Below are 16,398 nucleotides of genomic sequence, written 5' to 3' on the forward strand. Positions count from 1 at the left end.
TTCTTTTTTTTGCTCGTTTATATAATTCCTGTCCCTTACCCATAATGGAAAACTCTTTTACTTGTTATTCTCTTCGTCAATAGACTTTTGATAGCCCTCATTTCTCTGGATTCCTTCGTTTATCTTTCTAATCTCTTGATTTTTAATGTAAAAATCCGTGTATGTGCGCCAATCCTTATCATCACCAAGATGCATGATCAGCTTTTCGATTACCTTGAAGTCTGATGGTTCATCCACAGTTAACCGAACATTGGTAAAATTGTCCTTGATACCATGATTGTCAGAAAGAAATAGGCTCCCTCCTTTATAGGAGGAATTATTCCTGATATACGCCGTAACATGTTCCCTATCGGATTTCAATTCGGCTTCCTTCCATGCTTTCTCTAATGCGCTATATTTAACCACTTCGACGTCTTGACCATCAGGATATCTTTCCTCAATAATGTTGGCGTAGTAGTCTAGTTCCTTGGATATGGCGCCATACAATATTTCATCGATTAACTTAGGATCCAGTAATGGGCAATCAGAAGTTACTCTAACCACGTATTCAGGCTTCTCTATTTTCGCACACTGATAAAACCTGTCCAAAACATCGTCTTCGCTACCCCTATAACATGGGATTCCCAGTTTTTGGGCCAATTCCTCAATTTTTTTGTCTTCTTCCTTGATTGTTGTCGCAACATAAATACCGTCCACCAGTTTTGATTTTGCAATTCTATTTAAGTGAATCTGTAGAAGGCTCTTTCCATTGATTTCCTTTAATACTTTGTTCGGAAGCCTTGTAGAGCCCGATCTGGCCTGTGTAATTACTAAAAACCTCATGCGATTTTCCAGTTTGAGGGGTTTAGAAGTTCAATACGTTCAATATGGATTTCATCAATCATGGCAAGTTGCTTTTCCGAAAGTCCTTTTTCATAAAAAGACAGATTCGATTTTAATTGATCAATGCTTTCCACACCTATCAAAAATTTGTCTATGTAAGGTTTTGAACCCACATAACCCATTGCCAATTGTTCAACTGAAATTTTTTGTTCTTGGACAATACCTTGTAAAAACTCCAAATCTTTTCTTAGAGGTTCTAAGTATATGGGCAAGTGATCAATATCCTTAAAAAATAAACCCTGCAGGAAAACAGATCGGGTATGGACCTCAATATTCCTTTTTTTAGCCTTTAAAAGTACTTCGCCACGATAATTGTGATTGTCCAAAAGGTTAAAAGGAATCTGGATAAAATCAAACTCATGATTAGAAACGATCTGCTCAATTTCAGCATTGTTGTATAGTGAAATGCCTACTTTTTGAATGAGTCCTTGTTTTCTAAGAGCTAGTAATTCATCATAAATCTTGGGGTTCTTCTCCAAAGTCTGGAAATTATGAAACATGTAGCCATATAGGGAATCGACGCCCAACTTTAGAAGGTTTTGGTGAACTTGCTTGTCCAGGATATTTATATCTGTGTCCTTAGCTAATTTGGTAATTATTCTAAACCTTTTGTTTGGGTATTTTCTATGGAAAGCCCCTATCACTTCTTGCGATTTTCCATAAACTTCCGCAGTATCCAACAACCGGATATCTGCTTCAAAAGTGTAATCCAATATGTCCATTGCTTCATCCAAAGAGGGTAAGCCCTTGGAATTATTAATTCCATATGGCATTCCAAGTTGCACCGTGCCCAATATGATTTTGCTATTGTTCATTCTTCAGTACCATTCTAATGGAATCACACAGTTTGCCATTATACGTTCCTTTATTCTTTATCCTTTCTTCAACGGCAAAACCCAAATTTTTGTATAACCCCAATGCCGCTGTGTTCTCATGAATCACTCCAAGTGTAATTTTCTTTAACCCTAACTGATTAAAACAGTAATCAACAACTAATAGAGAAGCTTCCTTGGCGAATCCCTTGCCCCAAGAATTTTTATCTCCCATTAAGATTCCATATTCTCCAGAAAGAAGATCCCAATCTACCGGGTCAATCTTAATATTGCCTATATGCTCGTTATCCTGCTTTTTTTTAATTGCCCAAAACAGAATGTTTTTATTCTCATTTTCAATCAAAAAATATTTTAATTTTTCTATTGTGTAACCTCCCTTTGTCTCCAAATATCTATTGGTCTCGGAGTCGTTAAGCCAAGACACATATTTTTCCGATAGGTGCTTTAATGACAATGGTTCTAAGACCAATCTTTTGGATTTTAAAGGCTCAGCTTTCATCAAAGCAAAATTTTAATACCTCATCGATAACAAAACCTTGTTCGCTTGTTGTTAAAGTAGGATACATTGGCAAGCTGATACAGTGTTTGTAATACTGTTCAGAGCTGTTCAGGTTTGCATTTTGATACCCAATGCTTTTATAATATGGAAGTGTGTGCACCGGAATATAATGGATTTGGGCAAAAACACCTTTGCTCCTTAGATGCTGATACAGCCCTTTTCTATCATCGACTTCAATTACAAAAAGATGATGCGCGTTGTAACAATTTTCCGGCAAAAATTGATATTTGATCCTGTTGTGAAACGCTTTCTTATAGCGGTCGGCTATATCATTCCTTGTTAAAACTCCTGTAGGGTTCTTCTTTAACTGGGTTATTCCCAACGCGGCTTGTATGTCCGTAAGTCTGTAATTATAGCCCAATGATTGCATTTCATAAAACCAACCTCCATGGTTTTCTGCCATATTCTCTTTAGTGATACCATGTGTTCTTAAAACTGCCAGCTTATTGTAAAGGTTTTCATCATTTGTTGTAATCATGCCTCCCTCACCACACGCTATGTGCTTTACCGGATGAAAGGAAAAAACGCCAATATCAGCATAAACGCCATTACCACACATTTGACGATTCCCAGATGAATCTGTAAAAAACCCCCCTGGTGCATGACACGCATCTTCAATTATCCACAAATCAAATTCATCAGCTAGCTTTCTAAATTCCTCCATATTCACAGGTAGTCCTGCAAAATCGACTGGAATAATGCCCTTGAAATAACCTTTAGGTTTTTCTTCTAAAAGCTTTCTTGTTGCTGATATGGAAATCAAATAGGTGTTCGGGTCTATATCTGCAAACCATACCTCAGCTCCAACGTATCTTGCGCAATTTGCAGAAGCAGCAAAAGTAATAGGCGTTGTAATGACTCTATCCCCCTTTTCTAATCCAAGGGCACTTACTGCTAAATGAAGGCCAGCAGTGGCATTGCTTACCGCGACTGCATACTTAGAACCAATATACCGTGCAAAATCGGCCTCAAACTCTTGTATTTTTGGTCCCTGAGTTAAAAAATCGGCCTTCAATACAGAAACTACTGCTTCAATATCCGATTCGTCAATATTCTGTCTTCCGTATGGTATTATATTAGTGCTCATTAAACTGAGAATGTAGAATCAACATGTTTTTGGATTAAGTCTCTCAATCCTTCTATTGTTTCCCACTCATCATTATTCCCCGAATTATAACTAAAGCCGTGAGGTACTTTTTTAGCATTAAATTCTTTGATAAATTCTTCTAAAGCCCAATTAGGAGTAGAGGGAACAATTGCAAAATACTTGCCTAAGTCATAAGTGTAAAAAGAGTCAGAAGGCGTAATCATTTCTTCGTGTATTTTTTCACCAGGTCTAATCCCTACTATTGGCTTTTCACAATTTGGGCCAATGGCCTCAGCTACATCTGTTATTCGATACGACGGTATTTTAGGCACGAACAACTCTCCGCCCCAAGCATTTTTAAGAGCATGCATTACCATATCTACTCCTCCAGATAAAGAGATGTTGAACCTTGTCATGTTTTTATCCGTAATAGGCAATTTGTTATCAACCTTTTTTCTTTTTATAAAATAGGGGATAACAGATCCATTAGAGCCCATTACATTACCATAGCGAACCACTGAAAATCGTATGGGATTATTTCCTTTGATATTATTAGCCGCCACAAAGAGTTTATCAGAAGTTAATTTCGTTGCTCCATAGAGGTTGATTGGTGCACAGGCTTTATCGGTTGAAAGTGCTACAACACGGCTTACATTAGTAGCTAGACAAGCATCGACTACGTTTTGAGCCCCACCTATATTTGTCTTTATACACTCTTCCGGGTTGTACTCGGCAAGATGCACATGTTTCATTGCGGCGGCATGTATTACGTAATCTACGCCTTTAAAAGCTCTTTCCAAACGAGCTCTATCTCTAACATCTCCAATAAAATAGCGAATTTGGGGATATTTTTCTTGTGGAAACTCTTGCGCCATCTGAAACTGCTTTTGCTCATCCCTAGAAAAAATGATAAGCCTTCTGATATCAGGATGATTTTCCAATATGTGTTTCGTAAGTGCCTTGCCTAAAGAACCTGTCCCACCAGTAATTAAAAGAGATTTTCCTTCAAAAGTCATCAATCAAATATTAATTTTTGTTATTAAAAAGGGCTAACTGTTTTGACCATATTGTTTTAGAAAATGATTAATGCCAATTAATCCAAGTGCCACCAAAACTAATGATAATAAAACAATAGGTAGAAGAAACTTATAACTCTTCCAAAATCCTTTTTGTTTAACCCCTCTAGTAGGAAAATCACTGATTACATTAAGAATTTCAGATTTATTGGCTTTTTCTTGATTCAATTGCACTAATTGATTTTTCAAAAGCTCTCTTTCTTTTATCAAGGCCAACTCTTTGTTTTGTGATTCTCCATTTTCTGCCAAATTGATGTTGGTACCTTGCATGGGTTTGTCTGCTTCTTTTACCAAAACGGTTTTGTACAATTGCTGCAAAGAATCCACTTCGATCAATTGATTGTTGATAATGGAATCTTGCAGTTTAAGATTGAGATCATTAATTCTTTTTTGCAGTTTGAAATAGTCGTTTGCGGATATGGACCCTATAATAGCTGGCTGAATCTTTTTTGCAACCTTATTATCCGTACTGATGACTGAAATCTGATGGAAACGGGCATCCATAGAGTTAAAATTCTTTAAATAGCTTTCATAATCCAAGGCTTTGACCGTAGTCGTGTCCAACTCTCGAATAAACTCATCAAAAAGCTTAATTTTCTGGTTTTCATCAGAATAGGAATCTACAAAAATCTCTTTAATCGACCCAGCATCATTAACTGAAATCCCCAAAGCTTGCGAAAGTGCAATCGAATCTTGAGCATCAGCCAAATCATTGTAAAAATCAAGGTTATTATACAATTGCTGAACGCTATTGAAATTAGGTTCCACCACCATTCTAGAAATATATTTCTCCGTTTTTAGATTGTCAAGAACATAGCCACTAATCGCACCAACCACAACCGCAATGGCTAAAACCAAAAAATTCTTCTGAAGAAAAAGGAGAAATAAAATGACTACATGAAAAACACCTTTAAATATACTGCCAATAAAATTGAAAAGCTTTTGAAATGCCTTTCCTATCAATTGAAACAACTGCCCTAAATCTATTTCGTCTGAAGAATTGTTATTTGTCTGATTCTCTGCCATAATTAGCTATTAAATAGTTGTTCTAAAATTTTATCGGTAATTAGATAGGTTGGTTTTACGCCCGTGGTTCCCAATCCACCTGAAGCCAGTGTACTTCCTGTTTCTAAAGGATTGTCCGATGCATAATATGCATAACGCACTTTAACCTCATTGCCAATACTTTTTCTGATTTTTGAGGCGGACTGTATCGCCTTTTGATAGTGCACACCCTCCATTTCCAATCCAATAACATTCCAAGTGGAATCATAAAAAAACTGAAGGATATCCTTATTCTGCAGAGAGGTGCCCAAAACAGTGACCATCGTACCTTCCACAACTTTCAGTCCGTTGCCTTCAAAGTCATTAGCGGATAATTCATTTTTAAAGGGATAATTATCCGCAGTTCCCTCAAATATGTGGGCAGAGGGAATCATCAAATCTCCTTTTCCACCTTCAAGTATGCCCGCCTTACCCATTATCGAAATTGAATCTACCTTCAAGAAAGTGTTCTTGTTCTTTACTTTATATGGTTTTAAAAGCTCGTCTATGGTTTCATAAGCTTGCTCTCCGAACGCATAATCCATCACAAAGATAACTGGTTTTTCATCAGTAGGAATATCCGTTCGGAGATCATAGCAACAAGCACCTTTTTCAACTTTGGCCATGTCAAAAATCTGCACATCAATATTGGCCCCTGATCTATCATCGATATATAACATCCCGTTCTTTTGGGCAAGTGATGTTACCTTATCCCTCAAATGTTTATTATCTGATGAGCTTAGCGCCTCATAAATTTCCAATGGACTACTATTCGAAAATTCCTTTTTTAAAGCAACCTTAGCGAACAATGAATTCATAACGCTGTGCATGTTGGCACTTATAATATGAATGGGCCTGTTTATCAAATTTCGCTTTACAAGGGTTTCTTTAATCGTATCTGCCCAACGTTCGCCATGTATGTGATGACCAAGGCGCTCCCGCAATAAAGGGCTAAACGTAATGGTTCTTTTGTTACCCGTCGTTTCTTCCTCCAATGCTAGTTTACCCAACCAAAAAACGATATTCAAAAATCTATCCTTTTTTTCTTTAGAAGAAAGCTTCTGATGGATCTCTACCACTTCTTCAAAAGATCTTCCCAAGATATTCGCCGTATGGATCAATGCCACTTCCCGTTCAGGGTCTGTGGGTTCTACCAAGCGAACAAAGGCTTCAAGCTTATCCCAATCCCTTATCGTTTTTTGGGTTTCTTCAATAAATACCCTATTACAAATTTTTGTAGACTCAATGAACAAAAAGGTCAAATGGGTTAAAATGTCATAAATATCGGATCTGCCACGGGTAATCTCAATATTCATTTGCTCGTCATCGATACGATAGCAATTTCTTCGACGTTTTGGGGGTATTATAGCGGTTAGGTGTGATTTTGAGAACCCCTCATCTGAGGTCAAATTTATAAAACGGCATTCTTCTATCCCTTGGGGAAGACGCTCCAAAACATAAATAAGTCCATTCAACTCCCCTTTTTCTTCTGCGACAGTTCCGTATATCTCGGGGCGAAGTACTAAAAGTGCATTGCGTAAGGCATTGCCCGAAACACCCGATGGCTTGTAAAAGCCCCTATTCAATAAATGGCGCATCGTAATATACAGTCGCTCTATGGCGTTAGTGGATTCTTGTGCCCTTGTCGTTTCTTTTATTTTTATGCCCATCACTATATTTCGGCACAAAAATACATGAAATAGGCCAACTTACTAAATAGGTACTTACCCTAAGCTTGGTATGCGTTGAGTGCCTCTGCCAACTTTCTATCATTTGCAAGTCGCTGCACTTTATTTTGCCCTCCCAACTTACCTATACTTTTCATATAGTCTTGAAATCCGTTTTGCTTGATCTTGGTGATTTTCAATGTTTGTAGAATTGCGCCATCAATAAGATCAAAATAATAGGAGTTTTGGCTTTGCATTGTGTCGTCAAGTATAGAAACGAACTTTGCCTCGTCATGCGGTTCCTTCTCAAATTCAATCATCCACTCATGATAGGGAAGCCCCTCTTTTGGCGAAGTCTGTGGAGCAACTGTAAATTCGTTTACCCTCGCACCGGTGGCTTCAATAGCTTTTTTCATGGCTTCTTCTACCTCTTTTGCAATCACATGTTCGCCGAAGGCCGAAATAAAGTGTTTGATGCGCCCTGATACAATGACCTTATAGGGCCTTAAAGAAATAAACTGAACGGTATCTCCTAAATTATATGCCCACAAACCCGCGTCGGTACTTATGATCATGACATAATTAGTATGAAGTTCAACGTCTTTCAACGTGATTCTTTTTGGATTCTCGACAAAGAATTCATCGGCCCTAACAAACTCATAAAAGATTCCTGAATTGAGCAAGAGCAACATTCCCTTGTCGTTTTGGGCATTTTGGTATGCGAAAAACCCCTCACTAGCCGGAAAAAGCTCGATACTATCTACTTTACGGCCAATCAGATTTTCAAATTTTGCCCGATAAGGTTCGTAATTGACCCCACCATAAATAAAAAGATTAAAATTTTGGAATAGTTCCCCTACCTTCTTTCCACTTTTGTTTCGGAGCCTTTCAAAATACATTTGCACCCAAGAAGGGATTCCGGCAATGACCGTCATATTCTCATTCTCCGTTTCTTCTACAATTGCATTGACTTTGGTTTCCCAGTCTTCAATACAATTGGTTTGCCAACTTGGCAATCTGTTTTTTTGAAGATAACCCGGTACATAATGTGCTGAAATACCTGAGAGCCTACCCAATTTTACCCCATTTTTTGCTTCTAAAATTGGACTTCCTTGCAAAAAAATCATTTTTCCATCAACAAAATCGACATTTCCTGTTTCATCGATATAATTTAGAATGGCATCCCTTGAGGCCTCGACTTGATTTTTAATGGATTCTTTCGTGATGGGAATGTACTTAGCCCCAGATGTTGTTCCTGAGGTTTTGGCAAAATATAGGGGCCTACCGGGCCAAACCACATTTTCACCGCCCTCAACTATTTTTTCGATATATCCCTTCAGTGCCTCATAATCACGTATTGGAACCTGCTTCACAAAATCATCGTGTGAGATTATGGTCTTGAAATTATGGTCTTGACCGAATTCAGTGTTTTTTGCTTTTTTAATCAGTTCATTAAATACTCCTTTTTGGGTCTCAATGGGGTTATTGATCCATTTAGAGTTTTTTTTGGTAATCCTACGGGCAAAGATTTTTGCTGCAAACGCTTTAAGTGACATCTGTTTTAGTTAAAGTCAATAAAGTCCAATGGGTTGACCGGTTTCCCTTTTAGCCAAAGTTCAAAATGAAGGTGTGGGCCGGTCGTGAGTTCCCCGGTATTTCCAACGGAAGCAATAACCTCTCCTGCAACAACATGATCACCCTGCGATTTTGCCAGGGAGCCGTTATGTTTATAAACTGAGGTTAGGTCATTCTTATGTTCAATGATGATGACATACCCCGTACTGGCAGTCCATTCTGAAAAAATGACGACACCATCTGCCACTGATTTGACCGAAGCGCCCTGTGGTGCGACTATATCAACCGCAAAGTGTTTTTTATCAGCATCATATTCTTGAGATAGGGTTCCACTTACCGGTGCGAATAGAATAGTGCCTATTGTCTCCGCATTTCGTTCAAACAGATTATACTTATCTTCTAACTCTACCTGCTCCCTCAATTGCAAGTCTTCTTGAATTGGCCTCAAATTTATACTTGATGGATCAAGCTTATAGCGCTCAAAAAGGGAATCCCTATTAATTTCATTGTTCTCAATATCACCCCGAAGTACCTTTTGCACATTTTCTAAATACTTATTGGTATAATTTAACACGGTAACCAACGAATCCGTTTTATAGGTCAATTCCGTGGCCTGTCTTTTGAGTCTTGTAGAGGAATACCCCGGAATGTATTCCCGAAGCGGTGTAAAGGCAATGAGCAATGTCGTTAAGCCAATCAATAATATAATGGCCAAAGTTCCCGTAACGAATACATTCAGCCTACTTAGCTTAAAAGATATTTTCTCTTCAAAAGTACTCTCGTTCAAAATGACCAAGCGATACTTATGAAGAAGCTTTTTCTTGATTTCTTTGCTTCTTTTAGCTTTTTTTGCCATGATAACAAATATAATCTTAGTATTTCATTTGTACATCATAGACCTCTATTTTGAGGTCCTTTTAACCTTTTGAAGGGGCTTATCCATCAAAAGACAATTTAAACTACATGCCAACGTTGATATTAACAAGATTTATGGTATCTTTTTAGTAATTTTACCTTCTTATTTAAAAGTGCTTATTTATGGTTGCTCAAAATATATTTCTCGGTTTGGTAGGTCCTTGGCAAATTGCCATTATCGTTTTGGTAATTCTTTTGCTTTTTGGTGGAAAGAAAATTCCTGAATTAATGCGAGGTTTGGGCAGCGGGATCAAAGAATTCAAAGACGCTTCAAAAGAAGACGAAAAGTTAGAGGAGCGTAAAGAAAGTGACTCTTAGGGGCCGCGTTAATTCCCATCACACCACTAATTTCAAAACGGCAATCCCTTTTGACCTTCATCGGGGTTCGTCTATACTTCAAAAACCCCTCGTTTCACAACAAAAACTAAATCAGCTGCTTCGTAAGGTTTAATTTAGTTTCAAACTAATTGAACTAGGTAAACGATCTGCTACGGTTTGATCCATAAAACCGCTAAATTTTTGTTTGAATCGGTTATGAAGAACTTACTATTACTGCTTAGCTGCATCACTTTTTTTAATGTGCAGGCCCAAACACTGACCTCCCTAGATTTTGAAGATGATCTTGAGTCGGTTCAAAAAGTCGATTCTGTTGAAGTTGACGATTTGGCCCATCTAAAATCACTTTCCAAAAAGCGCTTTTCTTCTAGTGAAAAGTCTAACTATGTCGCCCGGTTAATTAAGAAAGCTGATGCTTATTTTGATAAAATGTGGTATGCGGAGGCATCTGAGCTTTATGATATTGCCCTGAAGAAAGACTTGAAAAATGCCTCTTCCAGAGTGCTTCAACGCGCAGGGGACTCCCACTATTTCAATTCCAACATGGAAAAAGCCTATTATTGGTACGCGAAACTCTTCGAAATACACCAACAAGATTTGACCGATTCCGATTATTTCAGATATGCCCATGTTTTGAAAGGTACCGGAAGATATAAAAAAGCAAAGCGGTTGGTGGCCATCTTCAATAAGAAAAAAGAAGTTGAAGAACTGGCCGCGGCAAAAGAGCAGCTCCAAAAAATAAAGGCTGAAGACTACATAAAGAACATTGAAATAAAAAACCTGAATATCAATTCAAAGTATTCTGAGTTTGCGCCAATGTTCCATGAAGGCGAAAATCTGGTATACGCTTCTTCTAAAGATTCCGCATTTTTAAAGACAAGAAGGTACAAATGGAACAACCAACCTTTTTTAGATCTTTATGAAGGTACGGTCGGAGAAAATTCAAGCTTGGTACAAAATGTGAAAAAGCTACATAAAAATGTAAATTCAAAATACCATGAAGCTGGAGTGGCATTTTCTCCCGATCAAAACACCATCTATTTTACCCGAAACAACTTTAGCAAAAAACTCAAAAGAGCTAAGAATGGAATAAACCACTTGAAGATCTATCGCTCTGAAAAAATAGATGGGGAATGGTCGAAAGCCAAAGAACTTTCATTCAACAGCGAAGATTATTCTACGGGGCATCCTGCGATGAGCGTAGATGGCAAAAAGCTATATTTCGTTTCTGACAGGCCCGGTGGTTATGGCGGAACCGATATTTACGTGGTTGATATCAATGAAGATGGTACTTTTTCTACCCCGATGAACCTTGGCAAGGAAATTAATTCGAACCGACGTGAAATGTTTCCGTATGTAACAAAGAAGACACTTACCTTTTCTTCTGACAGACAAATGGGGCTGGGTGGTTTGGATATTTACGAGGCCAAACTTGTCAATGACGCTTTTGGGGCACCCACAAATTTGGGGAAACCTATAAACAGTATACGCGATGATTTTTCTTATATCGCCGTTGAATCGGGTGAAACAGGTTATTTTGCCTCAAACCGAAAAGGGGGTAAAGGCGATGATGATATCTATTCCTTCAAAAAATTACCTGTAGAAAAGGTAGAAGAAGAAAAAACGAGCATCGTTGGTTTAGTAACAGAGTTGCTTACCGGGGAGCCGTTGACGAACGCACAGGTAGTATTGCTTGACAAAGATGAAAACGTTGTTCAACAAATAGAAAGTAATGCCGATGGAACGTTCCGTTTCGAAGATCTGCCCCAAAACAGTACTTATACCATAGCTACTGCAGACCCAGACTATTTTGCAGATAGCCAAACCATAGCTACAACTGAAGAAGATGAAGTAAACGTAACCATTTCCTTAAAGAAACTTGACGACGTTATCGTAGTTGAAAATGATATCAAAAAACTAAAAACGGATAAAATTTACTTCAACTTTGACAAGTCCAGTATACGACCCGATGCCAAGAAAGAGTTGGACAAACTTCTTGAAGTGTGGGAAAAGTATCCTGATATGGTCATCAAAATTGAATCACATACCGATGCCATCGGACCAGCAGCCTACAACCGATACCTATCGGATAAAAGGGCCAAGGCAACACGGGATTACCTGATCTCAAAGGGAATCGACGCTTCGAAAATTTACAGTGCCATTGGATATGGGGAGCAATACCCAATCAACGATTGTAGTGATGGTGTTCGTTGTGAACGATCAAAACATCAAGAAAATCGACGTTCAGAATTCATCATCATGAGCATGTAACTTGAACCAATAAAAAACGAAAAGCCCCATTGCTGAAAACAATGGGGCTTTTTTTTGATGTGCTCTCCAACTATTCTTCGAATTCAAGGGTTTTCATTATGGCTTCCAATTCTAACAAATCGTCTCTTTTATTCGCAGAAGGTGCAAAAATAAATCCTTCGAGAATCAGCTTTCTATTATTCTTTTTATCGTTGATGATATAAGTCAAAAAAGGTCCTGCCATAGGGTAGTTTTTCATTTCCCATATGCCCCTCACCTCAGCTGCTTGATATCCGTTGACCTCAGCTGGAAAAATATAGGGCGCGAAGGCGGTTTCAGTAACCATATAGGTCTGCTTACCCGGAACATCAGGCCCTGGTATGAATAATTTGCCTATAGAGTCCCTCATCTTGACAATATCACGAACAAAGGTAGAATCCGTCGAAAAGCTATTCCCTGGCATGGTATAGGCCAGAATGTTCATATTTCCTTTGGGGATTTGTCTATCGATCCAAACAAAATTGTTCTCATGCTTACCGACAGTGTAGGCCGATGGAATATCCATTACTATTCCGAACTCTTCCTTAAGGTCTGCTTCCCTATTCAAAGACCTTTTGAACCTTTTCTGGGCCTCGTTTATCTCATTGCTTCTGAAAGCTTCGATGGCCTTTGAAGCTACAGTGTCTAAATTACTGACCAGTTCTTGATAATTACGGCCCTTGACCACGGCTACCTTTTGCGGTGAGGCATAGACATCGGTCTTTACGTGTGCAATTGAAAGGGAATCTTGTTGTACATAAAGTACCGATCGCGAATTGGTTACGGCACCGCTGAAAATCTGTGGCGGAATCTGTATCAAACTAAAAATAGCCTCACTTTGTGGTACGGCCAAAACCCTTGCGGCAAAATGTTCACGTACTTTATCGCCAATGGCGCCTTGCCAAAGGTCATTTTCCATTACCACCATAACCGAATTGACTGCACCTGTCGAAGGGGGTAAAAATCTTTGGTTTTTTGAATTTTGCCCACATGAGCTAAAAATCAACGCCCCTAACACTACTAGTATCCTTATTTTCTGCATCATGTTTCTAAAGTAGCAAATTTAAAGAAACCTTACGCTTTAAATGAGTGTAATAGTGCATTCGGTTCGTGTGCCATCAAAAAGGCCCTAATACTTCTCGAAATGGATTTCACGGCAATTCGTATGGGTATCTAGGATTTCTATTATCCTAAATCAAGAGGAACAATTACAAAGGCGTAGTTTTGTACCGGGTTTAAGGTTATTACCGCGGATGCCGTTCCATTTTTTTAAATTCTCGATAGTCACCCCTGGATATTTTCTGGAAATCGTCCAAAGGGAATCACCCGACTGAACCACATGTACTTTTTTAGGGTCTTTAGGCAATGAAACCGATTTCGTGGATGATGCTTTTGCTGAGTGGGAAGCCACTGTTGCAACGGAATTTCTAGGATAGATGGTCAAGCGTTGCCCTATTCTTAAATTATTGCTTCTAAGGCCGTTCCAACGCTTAATCTGACTTACCCCAACACCGTAGCGTTCGGCGATTTTTCCGAGATAGTCCCCACTTTTGACCTTGTATCGTATTCTATCATTGTCAGTAATCAGTTTTGGTAGTGGTTTTTCACGAGAATCTTCTTGCGCTTTGGCATAAGCATAAATTTCTTTCTCGTTGTTTACGAACTTACCAATATGCTTTACCGGAAGTCGTAAAGTATAGGTTTTACCTTTTACTTTTGGAATGATGTTCAATTTGTAAGAAGGGTTCAAAATCTCCAATTGCGCTACCGGAATATCGACCAATTCGGAAATTTGGTCAAAGGTGATAAGGCTCTTTACATGCACCGTATCGGTCTCAAAATAGGTTCTTTCGGCCCTTTCGCGTTTTAATCCATGTTCTTCTGCATATTCAAAAAGGTACATCGTCGCCAAGAAAGCCGGCACATATCCAGCCGTTTCGCGTGGAAGATTACGTCTGATATTCCAATAATTTTTATATCCCCCCGATCTCCGAATGGCCTTGTTCACATTACCCGGGCCTGAATTGTAGGCGGCCAATGCCAAATCCCAATCATTGAAGATACCATAAAGCTTTTTTAGGTATTTTGCTGCCGCCGTGGTAGAAGCTATGGGATCCCGTCGTTCGTCAACGTAACTGCTCACATCTAAGCCATACATCTTTCCGGTAGTATACATGAACTGCCATAGGCCGGTAGCACCTACCCTTGACCTGGCCTTAGGGTTGAGTGCAGATTCTACAATGGACAAATATTTAACCTCTAAGGGAACATCATGACTGTCGAGTTCTTGTTCAAAAAGCGGAAAATAAAACTGACTTGCTGTCAACATACGCTCCATCAAACCACGTTTTCTAGTCAAGAACGACTTGATTACACGTTCTAAAGAGGGGTTGTACGCAATATTGAAAGGTGTTCGTTCATCCAACTTTTGAAGACGGGCCTTTAGGGTGTCGGTTGGCAAATCAACCGTATACGAGGTGTCTACTTCAATATTGTTCAATTCTGCATACATGTCGTCGAAAAGGATCCTGTTTTCATGAAGTACCTGAATCCAAAGGCTATCATACTGATAGGCCTCTTCCAAATCTTTTAGTTTTCCCTTCACGGTATTTTCAGAAACCGCAGGTATATTTAAAGGGGTTTGCGCACTTGTAGCGGCATCGAGACCGGTAACGTTTTCTAATCTCCCAAGAAGGGAATCCTTTGCCGCAACTGCGGTGCTGTCTTTCTCTTGGGCATTGATCGATAGTGTAGTCAGAAATAGCACTGTCGCCCAAAAATGAACTTGATTTTTTTTCATTTTGGTCATAGATTAGTTCGGGACTAGCGAAAATGCAGTTTTTTATTGAAAAAATAAAGGATTTGAGTAAAAACCATTGATATTCTGGGTAAAGTCCGTTAATCGATAACGTCTTTACTAGCCTAATATTGCAGCGATGCCCGGTAGTGTCTTGCCTTCTAAACTCTCTAACATTGCACCCCCACCCGTAGAAACATAACTCACTTTTTCTTGAAAGCCAAACTGTTTTACGGCTGCTACTGAATCGCCGCCACCAACCAACGAAAAAGCACCATTTCGGGTTGCCTCGTCTATGGCATTTCCTACGGTGATGGTCCCTTTTGAAAAGCTTTCCATTTCGAAAACCCCAACAGGGCCGTTCCATAGAATAGTTTTCGATTTGAGGATTACTTCCTTAAAGTTACCAAGGGTTACTGGTCCAGCATCCAAGCCTTGCCATCCTTCCGGAATAGCTTCAACGGGCACAACCTGGGTTTTTGCATTATTGTCAAAATCATCTGCAGCCAATACGTCGACGGGCAGATGGACTTCAACCCCTTTTTCTTTGGCCTGTTTCAAAATATCCAAAGCCAAATCCATTTTATCATCTTCACATATGGAGTCCCCTATCTTTCCACCTTGCGCCTTGATGAAGGTATAGGTCATGCCACCACCGATAATCAAATGGTCTACCTTATCCAGTATATTTTCGATGATGGTAATTTTTGAAGAAACCTTTGCACCCCCCAAAATTGCGGTAACGGGTTTTTCACCGGTTTGCATCACCTTTTCTATCGCTTTGATTTCTTTTGCCAATAAGTAACCAAAACATTTGTTGTCGGCAAAGTAATCGGCAACTATGGTTGTTGAGGCATGTGCCCTATGGGCCGTACCAAAAGCATCGTTCACATAGATGTCACCGTAGTTGGAAAGTTTTTTGGCAAACTCAGTATCACCACTGGTCTCTTCACTATAAAACCGAAGGTTTTCTAACAATAGAATTTCACCCCTTTCCAAATTGGCATAAGCATCATCAACTTTTTCACCAATACAATCGTCAACAAATTTCACCTGTACGCCAATGATGTCAGAAACTACATTACAAATATGTTTTAAAGACATAGCTTCATTACGCTGACCTTTTGGTCGCCCTAAATGACTCATTAAAACCGCGCTACCGCCATCTTCGAGAATTTTCAAAATCGTAGGTTTCGCCGCATCTATTCTACTGGTATCGGTCACATTAAATTCAGCATCCAAAGGCACATTAAAATCTACCCGTATCAAAGCTTTTTTATCCTCAAAATTGAAATCTTCCAATGTTCTCATTCCGTTGTTTTTAATATTGTGATAGTT

Annotated in this window: 14 protein-coding genes; 2 read left to right on the forward strand and 12 right to left on the reverse strand. The window is 39.0% G+C overall.

The window, feature by feature from the left end; translation table 11 throughout:
- Positions 1 to 57 precede the first annotated feature (57 nt).
- The 9 genes from AACM45_RS16200 to AACM45_RS16240 are packed head-to-tail and all read right to left on the reverse strand — an operon-like array spanning position 58 to position 9,579.
- On the reverse strand, positions 58 to 822 hold the full coding sequence (locus AACM45_RS16200) for a glycosyltransferase family protein (RefSeq protein ID WP_339144030.1): 765 nt from the start codon (positions 820 to 822) through the stop codon (positions 58 to 60).
- Complete coding sequence (locus AACM45_RS16205) at positions 819 to 1,697, reverse strand: aldo/keto reductase (protein WP_339144032.1); 879 nt, start codon at positions 1,695 to 1,697, stop codon at positions 819 to 821. The genes AACM45_RS16200 and AACM45_RS16205 overlap by 4 nt, the downstream gene beginning before the upstream one ends.
- Positions 1,687 to 2,214, reverse strand: coding sequence for a GNAT family N-acetyltransferase (locus AACM45_RS16210; RefSeq protein ID WP_339144033.1), 528 nt, complete (start codon positions 2,212 to 2,214; stop codon positions 1,687 to 1,689). Before AACM45_RS16210 ends, AACM45_RS16205 begins: the two co-directional genes overlap by 11 nt.
- Positions 2,204 to 3,361, reverse strand: coding sequence for a UDP-4-amino-4,6-dideoxy-N-acetyl-beta-L-altrosamine transaminase (gene pseC, locus AACM45_RS16215; protein WP_339144034.1), 1,158 nt, complete (start codon positions 3,359 to 3,361; stop codon positions 2,204 to 2,206). Before pseC ends, AACM45_RS16210 begins: the two co-directional genes overlap by 11 nt.
- Positions 3,361 to 4,377 (reverse strand): UDP-N-acetylglucosamine 4,6-dehydratase (inverting), encoded by a 1,017-nt coding sequence (pseB, locus tag AACM45_RS16220; RefSeq protein ID WP_339144035.1) that lies wholly within the window; start codon positions 4,375 to 4,377, stop codon positions 3,361 to 3,363. The genes pseC and pseB overlap by 1 nt, the downstream gene beginning before the upstream one ends.
- Positions 4,378 to 4,410: 33 nt before the next feature.
- The gene (locus tag AACM45_RS16225) at positions 4,411 to 5,463 is read right to left on the reverse strand and encodes a hypothetical protein (RefSeq protein WP_339144036.1); all 1,053 of its coding nucleotides are present in this window, start codon (positions 5,461 to 5,463) and stop codon (positions 4,411 to 4,413) included.
- Between the two features lie 2 nt (positions 5,464 to 5,465).
- Positions 5,466 to 7,151, reverse strand: coding sequence for a DUF6909 family protein (locus AACM45_RS16230; protein WP_339144037.1), 1,686 nt, complete (start codon positions 7,149 to 7,151; stop codon positions 5,466 to 5,468).
- 59 nt (positions 7,152 to 7,210) lie between these two features.
- Complete coding sequence (locus tag AACM45_RS16235) at positions 7,211 to 8,704, reverse strand: GH3 family domain-containing protein (protein ID WP_339144038.1); 1,494 nt, start codon at positions 8,702 to 8,704, stop codon at positions 7,211 to 7,213.
- A gap of 5 nt (positions 8,705 to 8,709) precedes the next feature.
- Positions 8,710 to 9,579, reverse strand: coding sequence for a M23 family metallopeptidase (locus AACM45_RS16240; protein ID WP_339144040.1), 870 nt, complete (start codon positions 9,577 to 9,579; stop codon positions 8,710 to 8,712).
- A gap of 182 nt (positions 9,580 to 9,761) precedes the next feature.
- Between AACM45_RS16240 and AACM45_RS16245 the strand changes: the two genes are divergently transcribed.
- Together AACM45_RS16245 and AACM45_RS16250 are read left to right on the forward strand one after the other, a co-directional pair.
- Entirely contained in the window at positions 9,762 to 9,956 is a 195-nt protein-coding gene (locus tag AACM45_RS16245) for a twin-arginine translocase TatA/TatE family subunit (protein WP_339144041.1), read from the forward strand.
- A gap of 216 nt (positions 9,957 to 10,172) precedes the next feature.
- Positions 10,173 to 12,245: an OmpA family protein gene (locus tag AACM45_RS16250; RefSeq protein ID WP_339144042.1), complete on the forward strand. Its 2,073-nt coding sequence runs from the start codon at positions 10,173 to 10,175 to the stop codon at positions 12,243 to 12,245.
- A 70-nt stretch (positions 12,246 to 12,315) separates the two neighbouring features.
- Here the strand turns inward: AACM45_RS16250 and AACM45_RS16255 are convergent, their stop codons facing one another.
- From AACM45_RS16255 to AACM45_RS16265, 3 genes are all read right to left on the reverse strand, one after another.
- Positions 12,316 to 13,308: a DUF4837 family protein gene (locus AACM45_RS16255; protein WP_339144044.1), complete on the reverse strand. Its 993-nt coding sequence runs from the start codon at positions 13,306 to 13,308 to the stop codon at positions 12,316 to 12,318.
- A gap of 150 nt (positions 13,309 to 13,458) precedes the next feature.
- Positions 13,459 to 15,063: a LysM peptidoglycan-binding domain-containing protein gene (locus AACM45_RS16260; RefSeq protein ID WP_339144046.1), complete on the reverse strand. Its 1,605-nt coding sequence runs from the start codon at positions 15,061 to 15,063 to the stop codon at positions 13,459 to 13,461.
- A 117-nt stretch (positions 15,064 to 15,180) separates the two neighbouring features.
- The gene (locus tag AACM45_RS16265) at positions 15,181 to 16,371 is read right to left on the reverse strand and encodes a phosphoglycerate kinase (protein WP_339144048.1); all 1,191 of its coding nucleotides are present in this window, start codon (positions 16,369 to 16,371) and stop codon (positions 15,181 to 15,183) included.
- Between the last annotated feature and the right edge of the window lie 27 nt (positions 16,372 to 16,398).

This window comes from Croceitalea sp. MTPC5, from assembly GCF_036985505.1.
GTDB lineage: Bacteria > Bacteroidota > Bacteroidia > Flavobacteriales > Flavobacteriaceae > Croceitalea.